Source organism: Sorangium sp. So ce176 (assembly GCF_051519835.1).
In the GTDB taxonomy this organism is placed as follows: Bacteria; Myxococcota_A; Polyangia; order Polyangiales; family Polyangiaceae; genus Sorangium; species Sorangium cellulosum_G.
Window position 1 is genome coordinate 3,041,131 of sequence record NZ_CP150371.1, and the last position, 14,553, is coordinate 3,055,683.

The 14,553-nt window shown below is 73.5% G+C and carries 10 protein-coding genes; 4 read left to right on the forward strand and 6 right to left on the reverse strand.

Translation table 11 applies throughout. The features are described from left to right. Positions 1 to 11 precede the first annotated feature (11 nt). Positions 12 to 1,118 (reverse strand): L-erythro-3,5-diaminohexanoate dehydrogenase, encoded by a 1,107-nt coding sequence (locus tag WMF42_RS11670; protein ID WP_233562022.1) that lies wholly within the window; start codon positions 1,116 to 1,118, stop codon positions 12 to 14. A gap of 310 nt (positions 1,119 to 1,428) precedes the next feature. Here WMF42_RS11670 and WMF42_RS11675 point away from each other — a divergent pair, with 310 nt between their 5' ends. Then, on the forward strand, positions 1,429 to 2,358 hold the full coding sequence (locus WMF42_RS11675; RefSeq protein WP_061610377.1) for a DUF4388 domain-containing protein: 930 nt from the start codon (positions 1,429 to 1,431) through the stop codon (positions 2,356 to 2,358). 269 nt (positions 2,359 to 2,627) lie between these two features. On the opposite strand, the gene hisD is transcribed toward WMF42_RS11675, so the two are convergent. After that, positions 2,628 to 4,010: a histidinol dehydrogenase gene (hisD, locus tag WMF42_RS11680; protein WP_061610376.1), complete on the reverse strand. Its 1,383-nt coding sequence runs from the start codon at positions 4,008 to 4,010 to the stop codon at positions 2,628 to 2,630. Between the two features lie 190 nt (positions 4,011 to 4,200). Between hisD and WMF42_RS11685 the strand changes: the two genes are divergently transcribed. Next, positions 4,201 to 5,193: a hypothetical protein gene (locus tag WMF42_RS11685; protein ID WP_437691938.1), complete on the forward strand. Its 993-nt coding sequence runs from the start codon at positions 4,201 to 4,203 to the stop codon at positions 5,191 to 5,193. A gap of 63 nt (positions 5,194 to 5,256) precedes the next feature. On the opposite strand, the gene WMF42_RS11690 is transcribed toward WMF42_RS11685, so the two are convergent. Together WMF42_RS11690 and WMF42_RS11695 are read right to left on the reverse strand one after the other, a co-directional pair. Then, positions 5,257 to 7,203, reverse strand: coding sequence for a serine/threonine-protein kinase (locus WMF42_RS11690; protein WP_437691939.1), 1,947 nt, complete (start codon positions 7,201 to 7,203; stop codon positions 5,257 to 5,259). Positions 7,204 to 7,260: 57 nt separating this feature from the next. Then, positions 7,261 to 7,752 carry an SMI1/KNR4 family protein gene (locus WMF42_RS11695; protein WP_061611699.1) on the reverse strand — a complete coding sequence of 164 codons (492 nt, stop codon included), beginning with the start codon at positions 7,750 to 7,752 and terminating at the stop codon, positions 7,261 to 7,263. 243 nt (positions 7,753 to 7,995) lie between these two features. On the opposite strand from WMF42_RS11695, the gene WMF42_RS11700 reads away from it, so the two are divergent. Beyond that, positions 7,996 to 8,811 carry a uracil phosphoribosyltransferase gene (locus WMF42_RS11700; protein WP_061611698.1) on the forward strand — a complete coding sequence of 272 codons (816 nt, stop codon included), beginning with the start codon at positions 7,996 to 7,998 and terminating at the stop codon, positions 8,809 to 8,811. Between the two features lie 34 nt (positions 8,812 to 8,845). On the opposite strand, the gene WMF42_RS11705 is transcribed toward WMF42_RS11700, so the two are convergent. Both WMF42_RS11705 and WMF42_RS11710 read right to left on the reverse strand, forming a co-directional pair. Then, the gene (locus WMF42_RS11705) at positions 8,846 to 9,925 is read right to left on the reverse strand and encodes a hypothetical protein (RefSeq protein WP_061611697.1); all 1,080 of its coding nucleotides are present in this window, start codon (positions 9,923 to 9,925) and stop codon (positions 8,846 to 8,848) included. 10 nt (positions 9,926 to 9,935) lie between these two features. Continuing rightward, a complete protein-coding gene (locus WMF42_RS11710; protein WP_155798875.1) occupies positions 9,936 to 12,785 on the reverse strand; it encodes a protein kinase domain-containing protein in 2,850 nt (949 codons plus the stop codon). Between the two features lie 141 nt (positions 12,786 to 12,926). Here WMF42_RS11710 and WMF42_RS11715 point away from each other — a divergent pair, with 141 nt between their 5' ends. Then, on the forward strand, positions 12,927 to 14,540 hold the full coding sequence (locus WMF42_RS11715) for a hypothetical protein (protein WP_061611695.1): 1,614 nt from the start codon (positions 12,927 to 12,929) through the stop codon (positions 14,538 to 14,540). Positions 14,541 to 14,553 lie beyond the last annotated feature (13 nt).

Sequence of the window (14,553 nt, forward strand, 5' to 3'; positions counted from 1 at the left end):
GCGCGGCGTGCTCATCCGTAGCGTGACGCCATGAGGCGCTCGAGCGCGGGGTGCTCGCGCACGAGCGCCAGCGTGTGCTCGGCGTGGCCGTGCGCGTATCCGTTGCCGATGTAGAGGTCGACGTCCTTGCCGATGCCCTCGGCCCCGAGCGCGGCGGCGGTGAAGCTCGTGCTCATCGCGAAGAAGTACGTCTTGCCGCGATCGCGCGTCACGACGATCGCGCTGAGCTCCACCCCGGCGACGTTCACGCACGACAGCGTGAGGTCGGCGCCCGCGTCGCCCGTGAACGGCAGCACGGCGTCGCGCACCGCGATGGGGTCGCGCGCGTCGACGACGGCGACGTGGTCGCAGATCGCGAGCGCGCGCAGGTCGGCGGCGAACTCCGGCGACGCCTCGACGCCGATCACGCGGCCGGACCGGCCGACGCAGCGCCGCGCCTCGGCCGCGCACAGGAGGCCGGACTTCCCTCCCGCGCCGAGCACCACGATGCTGTCGCGCGGGCCGGCGAGGCGCGCCACCTGGGGGGCCGCGCCGGCGACGTCGAGCAGCGCGAGGGCGAGCCGCTCGGGCATGTCGCTCGGCATCCGCGCGATCGGCGCCGACGCGAAGACGATCGCGGTGCCCTCGACGTCGAGCTGCGCGGACGCGGGGCGCACGGCGACGATGCGGCGGAGCGAGAGCGGCGTGAGCGAGAGCGACGCGAGCGTCGCGATGCGGTCGCCGACGGCGACGCCGCGGTGCTCCGCGAGCGATCCGACGCGGCGCACGACGCCGAGCAGCATGCCGCCCGAGCCGGTGACCGGGTTGTGTTGCTTGCCCCGGCGCGCCACCGTCTCGAGGACGAGGCGCGTCACGCCGTCCGGATCGCCGCCGGAGGCCTCCTCCATCTGGCGGAAGCTCGCGGCGTCGATGTTCAGCGTCTCCACGTCGACGACGATCTCGGTCTCGAAGTGGCGCGAGGCGTCGGCGTCCAGCCGCTCTGCCGGCTGCGGGAGGGCCCCGGGGGGATCGAGCACGCGGTGCGTGCCCAGCGGATCGCCTGCGGCGAGGGTGCGTTGCGTCGCTTCGGAGTTCACGCCGAGGCCGTTCAACATGCCGGGGCCGAAAGCAAGGGCCATGAACCGAGCGGCCGCGATCTCGGTGGCGGAGGGCGCCCGCCGCGGAGGGCCCGGGACGTGGGAGCCAGCGGGCTCAGCCGCTGCTAACCGCCGGTTTCCCCGCGGATTGGATGCATCCGGCCAGCCCGAGGGCGGGCGGCGGTGGGCTCTGGGCTGGACTGGAGGAGGGCGGTCGGCGCATTGCGTTAACCCGGTCGGCCGAACTCATTTGAAAGAACAGACCGGATCTCTTGACCACCTTTGCTCGGTGAAACTAGACTTTGCCCCCTGCTGGCGCTCGCGTAGCGCTCGAAGGTTTTTACTCCCTGCGATGGATAACCACGCTCCCAAGGTGTCGGCAACGCGGCAACTGGCGTTGCGCTTCATCTCCGGGAAGTATCAAGGCGGCGAATTTCCCCTCGGGGAGCAGCAGGAGATCGTCGTGGGTCGCTCCAGCGACCTCGACATGGTCCTCGTCGAGGACATGGTCTCCCGGCGCCATGCCCGGATTGCCTGTACCGATCAGCAGATCGTGATCGAGGACCTCGGCTCGACGAACGGCACGTTCGTCAACGGCGAGAAGATCAAGAAGACGACCCTGAAGGAGGGCGATCGGGTGCTCATCGGCACCAGCATCCTCAAGGTCGTCTCCACCGATCCCGGCGCGCCCCCGGCGCGCCGCCGCATGGACGAGCCCTCGCTCAGGAGCGGTCAGACCCGGTCGATGTCCGGGTCGATCGACGAGATCCCGCTCCCCGATCTGCTTCAGCTCTTCGGCACATCGAAGAAGAGCGGAGTCCTCGTCGTCCGTTCCGACGACGACGTCGGCAAGATCTACCTGCGCAAGGGCATCGTGACCTTTGCGACGATCAACGATCTGACCGACGTCCCGCCGCTCAAGAGCGTCTACCGGATCCTCACGTGGGCCGGCGGGACGTTCGACCTGGAGCCGGCCGAGGAACGGGTCATGACCGGCGAGATCAGCGCGACGGTGCAGGAGCTCCTCATGGAGGGGCTCCGGCAGATCGACGAGCTGAACAATATCCGGCACCAGCTCCCGGACCTGTCGGCGCGCCTGGTCATCCCCCAGCCGCTCAAGCCGCTGCTCCGCGATCTCTCGCCCGTCGATCTGGACGTCCTCCAGGTCGTCTTCAACCACGGGCACCTCGCGATGGTCCTCAACAAGAGCCCCGCGACGGATCTGGAGACCGCGCAGTCCGTGCTGAAGCTGATCAACGCAGGCTACCTGCGCGTCGAGTGAAGCCGAGCTGAGCGCAGGGCGCCGAGAGGCCGCGCGGGCGTCGTGGGTCCGCGCGGCGCCTCGTGAGGCCGGCGGCGTGGCCGGCGCGAACGGCGCACCTCCACCTCAGCGTGCAGGCGCTCGCGCGCTCGTCGCCGCGATGAATGGAGGGCGCGCAGGGAGAGCAGGGCGCGCGTCCGAGCCGTCGGCCGTCACCCCGTCGATCGCCGCGCTCCGGAGGGCGCGGCGCGATCGACGGGGCGGCCAGGGTCGTCGGCGGCCAGCGGCCGTCAGGCCTTCGAGGGGTCGCGCTTCGCCGGATCGAGCGCCGCGCTCGCGAGGCGGAGCGTCACGGCGCGGGCGTGCGCCTGGAGGCCCTCGGCCAGCGCCAGCTTCTCGATGAGCGGGCCCTGCGCGCGCAGCGCCGCGCCGGAGTAACGGATGAGGCTCGTGCGGGTCACGAAGTCGTACACGCCGAGCGGCGATCCGAAGCGGGCCGAGTTGCCGGTCGGGAGCACGTGCGAGGGGCCCGCCAGGTAGTCGCCCGCGGCGACCGGGGTGAGGCTGCCGAGCAGCGCGGCGCCGAGCGTGCCGATCTCCGAGAACAGCCCCTCGGCGTCGGCCACGTGGAACGCCACGTGCTCGACCCCGAGCTGATCGGCGATCTCGGCGAGGCGAGCGCGCGAGCCGACCACCAGCGCCGCGGCGTGCAGGGAGAGCGACTGCTCCACGATCGCGCGCCGCGTGAGCTCGGGGAGCGCGGCGTCGAGCTCGCGCGCGACCGCCTCGGCCAGCTTGGCCGAGGTCGTCGCGAGCAGCGCGTAGGACGCCTCGTCGTGCTCGGCTTGCGAGAGCAGGTCGGCAGCGACGAGCCGCGGATCCGCGGAGTCGTCGGCGAGCGCCAGGATCTCGCTCGGCCCGGTGATGCCGTCGATCGACACGTCACCGAAGACGAGCCGCTTCGCGCAGGCGACATACGCGTTGCCGGGCCCGACGATCTTGTCGACCGCCGCGAGCTCCGGCAGGCCGTAGGCCATGGCCGCGATCGCCTGCGCGCCGCCCGAGTCGAGCAGGGCCGTCACGCCAGAGAGGTGCGCCGCGGCCAGCGTGGCGTCGTCCGCCGACGGGCTCGCGAGGACGATCTCGCGCACGCCGGCGATGCGCGCGGGGATCGCCGACATCAGCACGCTCGAGGGGTAGCGGGCCTTGCCGCCCGGCGCGTAGACGCCGACGCGACGCAGGGGGCGCACGCGCATGCCGAGGAGGACGCCCTCCTCCTCGTAGCTGAAGCCGGCCTGCAGCGCGGGCCCGCCCTGCGCTGCGTCCGCCGGCCCGAGGTCGCCCGCGTCGCGCTGCCGCTCATGGTACCGGGCGATCCTCGCGGCCGCTGTCTCGAGGGCGGCGCGGACGTCGGGCGGGAGCCGGGCGAGCGCCTCGGCCCCGCCGAAGCCGCCCTCCGCTTCCGGGCCCGCGTGGCGGACGAGCGCCTTCGGCGTCCGCCGCTCGAACTTCTCGATGTAGCGGAGCACGGCGGCCGTGCCCCCGCGCCGCACGTTGTCGATGATCTCGGTCACCGCGGGCGTGACGTTCGCGAGATCGCCCGTGCCGCGGGCGCGGAGGGCAGACAGGGTGGACTCGAACTCGGGCGAACCTTCGATGTAGATGGGCAGCATGGCTTCACGTGGGCCGGCGCGGCGGGATCTCCGCGCGGGCGGCGACACCCCGTACCACAGCACCCCGTCCGGTGGTACGCCGGCCGCACGCCCGCCGCCGCAGTCGCGCCGCGCGCGCCGCGTGTGCGTGCACGGCCGCGCGGCGCGCCGCGAAGTTCCCCGGCCCGACCGGATGGAGTAGGGTCGCCCCATGCGGCCCGGCTCGTTTGGCGTCGCCCCCACCGCGATATCGCTCGCGCTCCTCGCGCTCGCGCCCGCGGTCCTCGTCGGGTGCCCGGAGAACTCCTGCTTCCTCAAGATCTGCCAGGGCAGTAGCTGCCGCTGCTCGATCTCGTCGTGCAGCGACGGCGCCGGCTTCGACACCACCCAGAACCGCTGCCGCTGCCTGAAGGGCTACCTCGCGGTCGCGGGCCAGTGCCTCACGCCCCAGGCGGCGAACGCCTACTGCGGCGTGGGTCGCCACTACGAAGCCGGCGGGTGCGCCCCCGACCGCTGCAGGCCGGGCGACGAGATCGACCAGAGCACGGGCTACTGCGTGTCGCGCGAGCAGGTGGCGAGCAACATCGGGGTCGCCGTCGGCGCCGGGCAGAAGCTCGGGTGCCCGCCCGGCCAGGAGCTCGTCGTCGACGGGCCGACCGCCGCGTGCGTCCCGCTCTCGCAGACGTGCGCGCGCGACGAGGTGTGGACCGGTCAGGCCTGCGCCAAGGTGGGGCAGTGCCCGACGGGATCGATGTGGGATCCCGCGCTCGCCCAGTGCGTCCAGTACGCGCAGGGGTCGGGCGATAGCGGGCTCACTGTCAACGTCGGGCAGTGGGCGTCGGCGAACTACGGCCCGAACGGCGGCATGGGCACGAGCGGCTTCTGCGGCGCCTTCGCCAAGAAGCCGCACAGCTTCGGGATCGTCGAGGGGGCGTCGGCCTACGTCCGCATCGCGGTGATGATGTCCTTCCCGGAGGGCGAGATCGCCCGCGGCGTCGTGCAGGCGGTGACGGTGTTCGACGCCAGCGGGAACCCTGTCCCGCCGCGCGGCGCCGCGGAGGTCGACACGGCCGCGCGCAACATCTTCGCCACGCTCGTCCTCGGCGGCGGGAGGGCGAGCGCGCCGACGGCGTCGACAACCGTCCGGTGCGCGATCATCCACGCCGGGAAGCCCCAGCCGGTGCCGGCGGTCGGCGGCCTCTGAGCGGAGCGCCCGGCGCGGAACGCGCGCGCCGGAGGGGCCGCCGCGCCGGAGCGGCGTGTCGCGTCACATCCTCGACAGCGTGCTCACGACGCGCGTGGCGGGGAGGGCGCTGAGGCCGACGCAGCTCACGACCTTGCTGCGCTCGATCACGAAGTTGCTCGCGGACGGCTCGATCTTCGCGAACTCGACGCTCAGGCGCGTCCCGTCGAAGCTCGCGCGCAGGGGGCGGCCCTCCACGGCGCTGCGGACGTCCTGGCAGGTGCCGCGCGAGCGCGCCGGATCGAACTGGCGCGCCTCGGGCGCGATGAACCGGAGCCGGTCCTCCACGGCGAACACCCCGGTCTCCCCGGGGATCTCGCGCAGCGAGAAGCGGGCCTCGCCCTCCACGTAGTCCTGCGGCGCGAACTGCTCGGGGTGGCGGACCCGGAACTCGAGCGCCTCGCCGGCGAGGACGGCCTCGAGCTCGCGCCCGTTGCCGACCCACAGGCCGGTGAGGCCCTCGAGCGGCGACGGATCCGGCGGCGTCGCGCTCGCCTCAGGGGCGGCGGCGCTCGCGCTGGCCACCGGGGCCGGCGGCGGCGCGGCGCCCCTCCGGCGGCCGTCGCGCGGCTTGTCGAGCACGCCCAGCCCGAGCAGCGCGGCCGCCCCGCCGAACATCACGAGGGCACCGGCGCCGATCGCGAGCCACGACCCCCGGCCGCGCTGCGACCGCGCGGGCCTGCCCGAGGCCGCGTCGCGGAGCTCGTCGATGGTCGTGGCCGCCGGCGGCGGCGGCCGGCTCGACGCGCCGAGCGGCGCCACGGTCGCGGCCGGCGCCGGGCGCGCGATCGCCTCGAGCGCCGCGAGCACCTCCTCACAGCTCGAGAAGCGGTCGGCCCTGTCCTTGGCGCACGCCTTCCGGAGGAACGCGTCGAGCTCCGGCGGGACGTCGCGCCGCACCGCGCTCACGCTGGGGAGCGGCACCTCCGCGTGGAGCCGCATGATCTCGACGTCGCTCTCGGCGTCGAACGGCACCTGCCCGATCAGCATCTCGTAGAGCACGACGCCGAGCGCGTAGATGTCCACCCGCTTGTCGAGGTCGCGGCGCCCGAGGACCTGCTCCGGCGACATGTAATAGAGCGAGCCGATGATCCCCTTGGTCATCCCGCGCCCCGCGAGCGCGTCGGCCTCGGCCTTGGCGATGCCGAAGTCGGTGACCTTCGCGACGCCGTCCTTGCGGCGGATCAGGACGTTCGCAGGCTTGAGATCGCGGTGGATCACCCCCTCGCGGTGCGCGGCCGCGATGCCGGCGGCGATCTGCCGGAAGATCGAGAGCGCCTCGGGAAGCGGCATCGGCCGGCGGTCCTCGGCGTACCTGGCGAGCGTCTGCTCCAGGCTCTCGCCGTCGATGTACTGCATGACGAGCCAGAGATCGTCCCGCTCCGCGACCACGGCCTTCAGGTGGACGACGTTCGGATGATCGATCTGCGCCAGCGCGCGGCCCTCGGCGAGCGTCCGCGCGCGCACGTCGGGCCGGTGACCGAGCTCCTGCCGCACGGCCTTCAGGACCACGTGCAGCCCCGTGTGGACGTCCCGCGCGAGGTAGACGACCCCCATGCCGCCCTCGCCGAGCACCCGCTCGACGACGTACTTCTGATCGACGAGCGTCCCCGCCGGCAGGTGACCCCCTGGAACCCGCCGCGGGAGCGAGCCCGCCAGCGGCGCCGGCACGACGTGCGGCGCCGCCGCCGCGCTCGCGCCATCTCCGTAGGCCGGCGCGAGCACGGCGCTCCCGAAGGCCGGCGGGAACTTCGCGCCGCCGGCTCCGAAGGCCGGCTGGTTGACGCGGTGCGCTGGATCCTCGGGCAGCAGCGCCTCGGTCAGCGGCTGGCCCGGGACGGTCGCCTGCGCGCGGGGCGCAGGAGGCGCCGAGGGCGCCGGGCCGACCGGCGCGGCCATCGACGCGCCGCACGACACGCAGAACCGGGCGGAACCCGGGTTCTCTGCATTGCAAGCCGGGCACCTGGCCATGGCACGGTCAGCTCGATCCACGGCGCGCCCGGCGGGCGGCGCGCCGTGGACGCTCCGTCACGTCCAGTGGCCCGCGCGCAGGGCCGCGGAGTCGATCGTCTTGATCTTCGGCGCGAGCGCCTCGCGGAAGATCGCCTCGTCCTCGTCGTCGAGGCCGCTCTCGCCGAAGCCGGACGCGACCTCCATCGAGGTCGCGAGGATGCGCAGGAACTGCTGGAAGCTCGACGCGCAGAGCTCCGGCTTGAGCGAGTCGGTCCCGGTCATGCAGGTGAACACGGGACAGTCCCCCTCGGCGTCGAGCTTCGAGATGTCGAGGAAGTAAGGGTCTCCCAGCAGGGCGCTGCGCGCGATGAGGATCCAGCTCTTGCGCCAGCCCGCGAGGGAGCTCTCGCCCCCGCTCGCCTGCTGTTCGGCCACGAGCTTCTCCGAAGGGATGAGGCGTACGCGCTCGACCGGCGTCACCGTCTCGACGTCGAGCGGGTCTGCCTCCTGCAGGAAAGCACGGTACCTGGCGGGCACCCGCAGCGTCCTGCGCAGCTCTTCCACCACCGCTGGAGCCGCCTTTCCGAACCTCGCAGGGATGCCTCTTCGGGCAAAGGCATCCTTGAGCGCCGCAACCGACTCGGCAAGGTCGCTATCCACCGAACATCCCTTCCTTTGCAAGTCCACCGGCCGACCCGCTGGGGCGGGCGCCCTCATCGCTTCGAAAACCGCTTCGCTCCCCGGGGAGAGGCACCGGCGCGCACCCGGAGGAATACCCCGCGCCGGGCCAGGTAGTGTAACAGAAAAACGATGGTCGACGTTGCGTACGCTGAGAGTCGATTCCGGCCCCCCGAAATCGCCCACCGGTACGGGCCGAGCGTGCACCTCCTCGATGACCCACTCGCATGGACGCTGCTGGCTCGAGCCTGCTCTCCGGAGACGGGTCAGCCCGACGTCGGGCGCCTCGTCGGCGTTCTCTACCAGATCCTGGCGCGCGCGGTCTTCGCCGCCGAGCTGGGGCGCGCGCGCGTGGACGTCCCGACCCGGATGATCTCGTCCCACCCGGAGGCGGTCTACCGCGGCACCGCGCTCTCGCGCGCCACCAAGGTGGTCACGGTGGGCATCGCGCGCGCCGGGACGATGCCCTCGCAGGTCGTCTACGAGCTCCTGAACGAGGTCCTCGACCCCGCGCTGGTCCGGCAAGATCACCTGTTCATGAGCCGGCAGACGAACGAGCAGGGCGAGGTCGTCGGCGCGACATGGCACGACGCCAAGATCGGCCGCGACGTGGAGGGCCGTCACGTGCTCTTCCCCGATCCGATGGGCGCCACGGGCTCATCCATGGTCAGCGCCCTCTCCTACTACAAGACCGCGCTCGAGGGGCGGCCGGCCAAGTGCATCACCATGCACCTCATCGTCACGCCCGAGTACCTCCGCCGCGTCACCGACGCCCACCCGGACACCATCATCTACGCGCTGCGCCTCGATCGCGGCCTCTCGCCGGCGCGCGTCCTCAAGACCGAGCCGGGCACGCACTGGGACGAGGAGCGGGGCCTGAACAACATCCAGTACATCGTGCCGGGCGCCGGCGGCGTCGGCGAGATCCTCAACAACGCCTGGCTGTAGGCGCGCGGATCGGGTCGAGCGAGGGCGGGGCGCGTCAGCGGCGGCGCTTCGAGCGGCGGTTGTGGCCGACGGCGAGCGCGCGGTAGTCGATCGCCGCGTGCGGCCGGCTCACCGCGGGGCGCAGGTCGCCGCAGAGCCGCGTGAGCTCCGTGATCATCGCGCCGAGGTCGCTCGCGCCCGCGGCCCTGCGCTGCGCGAGCTCGCCGTAGGCAGCCTCGAGCGACGCGATGCCCCTGCCCGAGACGTGCCCGCGGCGCGACAGGTCGACGTAGCTCCGCGCGAGCGCGGCGCTGTCGAAGTTGTGGGCCACGACCAGATCCTGGGCGACGCGGAGCACGGCGTGCGCGCCGATGCGGCCGTCCTCGTGCAGCACGAACGCCGCCTGCAGGTAGTTGTAGAAGGGGACCACCCGGTCCCCGAAGATCCGGAAGTCCGAGGGGGAGGACTGCCGGTCGAGGTGGATGAGGATCCGCTCGACGACGGGGCCCTTCTCCACGTAGCTCGCGAACCGGGTCGCATCGAGGATGGTGTCGTCGTAGGCGTGCCCGAGCCGCATCACCTCGCCGAGCTCCAGGGGGGTGACCCGCCCCTCGCAGATATCGGCGTACAGGGAATAGACGAACGCGTCGGCCTCGGCGTCGTCGCCGAGGAGCACCTCGCGGATCAGCGCGCCGCTCGGGTCGCGCTGGCTCGGGAGCTCGCAGCGCCGCTGGAGCAGCGCCGGCAGCTTGTAGCCGAGCTGGCCGCGCAGCGCGCGGAAGCGCAGCCGGAGGATGTTCTGCAGGTTGGGCTTCAGCGTGAGCGACGCCCAGCGCGCGCCGTCGAGCCGCAGCTTCTGCTCGATGCGGGAGCGGAGCTGCTCCGGGCTGCCAGAGAGGATGTGCGTCTCGACCCCGGCGCGGCCGAGCTCGCGCAGCAGCGACGCCGCGCCGGGCACCGTGCGCTTCTGATCCGGCCGCTCGATCGCGGTCCGCACGAGATCGCGCAGCGTGTCGAAGTCCGTGCGCAGGTAGGTCTTGTCGAGGTCCCACCGCGCGATGAACGGCGCGCGCTCGGCCGCCGCCGCTGCGTTCGCCGGAGATCGGGGCCCTTGCGCTCGTTCCTCGCCGTTCACGGTGCCCCGCTCAGCGCGACATCCACTCGCGCCGCATCTTGTCGAGCGACTGCACAACGTCGCTGTCGGCGCTCTGCCGCGCGAGGTCCATCGCCTCCCGCAGGTACATCGACGCCTCGCTCGTGCGCTCGCGCTGGTGCGCCACGTGCGCGAGCGCGCCCAGGACGAGCGCGCGATCGGGGCCGCCGGGGCCGGCGAGGTCGAGCGCCTCGCGCAGCACGCCGTCGGCGTCGGTCAGGTCGCCCGCGCGCGCGAGCGCCTCGCCGAGCTTGCGGCTGAAGATCAGGACCGCGCGCACCGGGTCGTCGAGCTCGCCGCGGAAGATCTCCCGCCGCGCCAGGTCGAGGCCGCGGCGCAGCGCGAGCACGCTGCCGGCGTTGTCCCCGCGCGCGGCGGCGCGATCCGCCGCCTGCTCGAGCAGCATCAGCGCGACGAACGCGTTCTGCGCGTGGTAGGCGTGGATCGCCTGCACCTCGATCGGCAACGCGAGCGGGTCGCCCGCGCTGTCGAACGTCGCCTTGGCGTGCAGGTCGCGCCGGACGCCGGCCGGGATCGTCGCGAGCGTCACGTCGCGCAGGAGCGGGTGCGTCGTGCGGATGCCGCTCGCGCGCTCCTCGATCATGCCCGCCGCGACGAGCTTGCCGAGCAGGTCGTCGAAGGCGCGGATGTCCGGGAGCAGGCGCTGCAGCGTGGGCCGGTCGGCCGCGTCGCCGATGACCGCGAGCGCCTGCAGCGTGCGGCGCGCGTCCTGCGGCAGCCGCTCGATGCGCGCGGCGACGAGGTCGGCCATCCGCGCGGGTGGGTCGCTGCCGCCCTCGAGCGTATAGCGGACGAGCTGGTCGATGTAGAGCGGCGGCACCGTCGCCGCCTCGCCGCCCGGACCGGACGGGCTCGCCGCGCTCGGCGGGAGGCCCAGGGCGGCCGGATCGGTCGCGCCGTCCGCGGCGTCGCGCCGCGGCGACAGGCGCGCCCCGCCCGCGCTCGGCGGCGTCTTGCGGGCGCCGCGGTGATCCAGGCTCACGCTGCTCCGGAGGAGCGAGAGCGCGGTGTCCTTCGGCAGGCCGCCGAGCGTGCGCACGGCCCCGCCCCACTCGGGATCGAAGCCCGGCGTGTGGCTGGCGACGATGAGCAGCGCCGCGAGCGGCGGCTCCGCGATCACGTCGGCGAACGCGTTCCGGCTCGCGCCGTCGACGGCGTGCAGATCGTCGACCGCGAGCAGGACGCGGTGCGGGAAGGCGGCCTGCTGCGCGCGCGAGAGCGCCCAGCGCAGCGCCTCCGCGGCGATGAAGCGCCGGTCGTCGGGCGACAGGCCCCCGGCGGACGGCTTGTTCCAGGCGTGCCTGCGCATGTCGCTGCCGCGGTCGCCCTTGCCGAAGATCTCGAGCAGGCCGCGCCGCGCCTCGGGCGTCGCGCCGCTCCAGTCCGACGCGTTGCCGCCGTCGGGCGGGAGCTCGGCGAGCCCGGCGATCGCCCAGCGGAGCGCGTAGTAGCCGACCTCGGCGCCCCACGGATCCGGGCCGGTCTGGATCACGACGTCGCCCCGGCTCGCGGCGACGTCGAGGAACTCGCGGAGGAGCCGCGTCTTGCCGACGCCGTGCTCGCCCACGATGCGCGCGGCGACGACCGAGCCCTCGACGTCGGCGAGGCAGCCGTCGAGCCACGCGAGGTCGTCCTCCCGCGCCGCGAACGGCAGCGGGAGCGGGGGCGCCGAGGGCGCGCGATCGCGCCGGGCGGTGGGGGGCGCGGCGCCGTGCGCGGCGCGCGGCGCCGGTGCGGGCGAGTGCGGCTGCGCGATCCGGGCGCCGCACTCGCCGCAGAACTTCTGGCCGCGCGGCACGATGGCGCGGCATGCGCCGCAGATGACCGTCGCCTCGGCGAACGAGAAGCGGCCCGAGGGCGTGTCGAACGTGCCGACCGCCGACCGGAGCGCGGCCGAGAACTCGTCCGCGGACTGGTAGCGCCGCGAGGCCTCTTTCTCGAGCGCGCGCAGCGTGACCTCGACGAGCGGCTCGGGGATGTCGCGCTCGGGCGCGACGAGCGCCGGATCCGGCGGCGGCAGGGAGAGGTGCATCAGCACGACCTGCGTCGGCGACTCGGCCTCGAAGGGGAGCCGGCCGGTGAGGAGCTGGAACAGGATGACGCCGCACGCGTAGAGGTCGCTCCGCGCGTCGATCGGATCGCCGCGCCCCTGCTCCGGGGCCATGTAGTCCGGGGTCCCGCAGACGATGCCCGGGCTCGTGATGTTGGTCGTCGAGACCTCTGCCTTCATCTTCGCGAGGCCGAAGTCGACGACCTTCACGAAGTCGCCGCCCGAGCGCATCGGCTCGAGCACGATGTTCTCGGGCTTGAGATCGCGGTGGATGATGCCGAGGTGGTGCGCCTCGAAGAGCGCCGCGAGCACCTGGCAGAGGATGTCGACGATGCGGCGGAAGGGGAGCGGGCCGTCCTCGTAGACGACGCGGGCGAGGTCGCGCCCGCGCAGGAACTCCATGACCAGGTAGAGCTGCCCGCCGTTCTTGCCGAAGTCGATGACCCCGACGGAGTTCGGGTGGTTGAGGCGGCTCGCGGCGCGCGCCTCGGTGATGAACCGGACCGACGCGCTCTCGTCGCCGAGCAGGTGCGGGTGGATGATCTTGACGGCGACCGTGCGCCCCAGGGCCTTCTGCTCGGCCCGGTACACGCGCCCCATGCCGCCCACCCCGACGAGCTCCAGGATCACGTAGTTGCCCGGGAGCGTGGTGCCGATCAGCGGGTCGTCGGACGTCCGGTTGAACTCCGAGATCGGGAAGCCGCACACCGGGCAGAATTTGTGCGCCTGCTCGCACGGATTCGCGCATTGCGGGCAGACCACTGTGGACACGCGCGGGACCTTACCACGTTCGGGATAGCGATTGGAGTCGAGGTCGGCGCCGGCCCCCGGGGCGCGGCCGGGAGGGGGGCGGGGGGGCTCGTCCAGCCGTCTGTTAGGTCCTGGATCCCACTTGGGGTAACCTCGGGCGCGATGGTTACGCCTCGCCTACGTCTCGGTCAGCTCCTGGTCGACGCGCGGATGATCACCCAGGAGGCCCTCGAGAGCACCCTGGACATGCAGCGCACGGACGGGCGGCGGCTCGGGACGCTCCTCGTCGAGCAAGGTCTCATCAACGAGACCCAGCTGACGCAGATCCTGTCGCACCAGCTCGCCGTTCCCTGGGTGTCGCTGCTCCACATCGAGTTCTCGCGGCAGCTGCTCAACCTCGTGCCGCACGACGTGGCCGAGCGGTACTGCCTCGTGCCGATCTACGTGCGCCACGTCCGCAACCAGGGCGAGACGCTCTACGTCGCCATGGACGATCCGACGAACGAGGACGGCATGAAGGAGTGCATGGCGTTCTCCGGGCTGCCCGTGCGCGCGATGATCGCTCCGCCGAGCGACATCCGTAACGCGATCCGGGTCTACTACGGGGCGCGGGCGCGCTCGGCGCCGCCGCCCGCGCCCGCGCAGCGCGCGCAGGCGAGCGAGCCGCAGTCGCGGGCGCGGCCTGTCGATCCGCCGCCGTCCTCGGAGCTCGCCAGGGCGCCGGAGACCGCGAGGCACTCGGAGGAGGTCGCGTCGACGCCCGAGCCCCTGCTGCTGACGAGGCCCGCGCTCCGCTCCGGGGCCCGGCTCGTCGAGGACGCGCTGCCTGCGATCGAGACCTCGGAGGTCGACGCCGACGACGTGGGCGCCCTCGACGACGAGATGGGATGGGAGGCGCCGCGGCCCGCGCAGCGGCCTGTGGAGCGGGAGGTCCACGCTCGCCCGGAGGAGCGGCAGATCCGCGGGCGCCCCGACGAGCGCTCGCGGCCGACGCTGAAGGTGGCGCCGTCGCCCGAGCTGCTCGCCGCCGCGCAGGCGGCGCAATCCGCGCAGGCGGCGCAGGCCGCTCCGGCCACGCAATCCGCGCCGACGACGCAGTCCGCTCCGGCCACGCAGTCCGCGCCGACGACGCAGTCCGCTCCGGCCACGCAGTCCGCGCCGGCCACGCCGTCGGAGCGCCGGAAGACGCTGCGGCCGAGCACCGCGCCGGGGCCCGTGGCGCCCGCCAGCGAGACCGCGCCGAGCATGGAGATGGCGCCCGCGCCGAGCACGCCGGCCGCGGCGCTCCTCGGCGCCGTGCTCGGGCGCACGAGCGCCACGGCGCGCAGCGTCCCGGAGAGCCGTCCCGAGCCCGAGCCCGAGCCCGCGCCCGCGCCCGCGCCGGACTACGGCGACGAGCCTCCGAGCGAGCGCGAGGTGCGCAACATCCCCGCGCCGCAAGGCCGCGGCCGGCGCCGGATGGTCTCGCTCACGCTCCTCGACGGCACGACGATCACGCTCCCCGCGCGCGGGAGCAAGCCGCAGCGCCAGGCCGCGCCCACCCCCCGGGCCGCAGCCCAGTCCGATCCGCCGCCGCCGCCGGCCGCGGACGACCCGGGGCTCACCGCGCGCGACCTGGTCTCCGCGCTCCGCGCCGTCTCGCACGGCGCCGACGCGAGCGAGATCCTCGGGAACAACGTGCGCTGGGAGGCGATGTTCGCGGCGCTCCTGTCGCTGCTGCTCAAGAAGCACCTGATCGCCGACTGGGAGTTCGTGGACGAGCTGAAGAAGATCTGACGCGAGCGACGCG

Excerpts from the sequence above, each read along its gene's own strand:
- WMF42_RS11670 (WP_233562022.1), bottom strand. The coding sequence starts at position 1,118 with ATGGCCCTTGCTTTCGGCCCCGGCATGTTGAACGGCCTCGGCGTGAAC.
- WMF42_RS11675 (WP_061610377.1), top strand. The coding sequence starts at position 1,429 with ATGGATAACCACGCTCCCAAGGTGTCGGCAACGCGGCAACTGGCGTTG.
- hisD (WP_061610376.1), bottom strand. The coding sequence starts at position 4,010 with ATGCTGCCCATCTACATCGAAGGTTCGCCCGAGTTCGAGTCCACCCTG.
- WMF42_RS11685 (WP_437691938.1), top strand. The coding sequence starts at position 4,201 with ATGCGGCCCGGCTCGTTTGGCGTCGCCCCCACCGCGATATCGCTCGCG.
- WMF42_RS11690 (WP_437691939.1), bottom strand. The coding sequence starts at position 7,203 with ATGGCCAGGTGCCCGGCTTGCAATGCAGAGAACCCGGGTTCCGCCCGG.
- WMF42_RS11700 (WP_061611698.1), top strand. The coding sequence starts at position 7,996 with ATGGTCGACGTTGCGTACGCTGAGAGTCGATTCCGGCCCCCCGAAATC.
- WMF42_RS11715 (WP_061611695.1), top strand. The coding sequence starts at position 12,927 with ATGGTTACGCCTCGCCTACGTCTCGGTCAGCTCCTGGTCGACGCGCGG.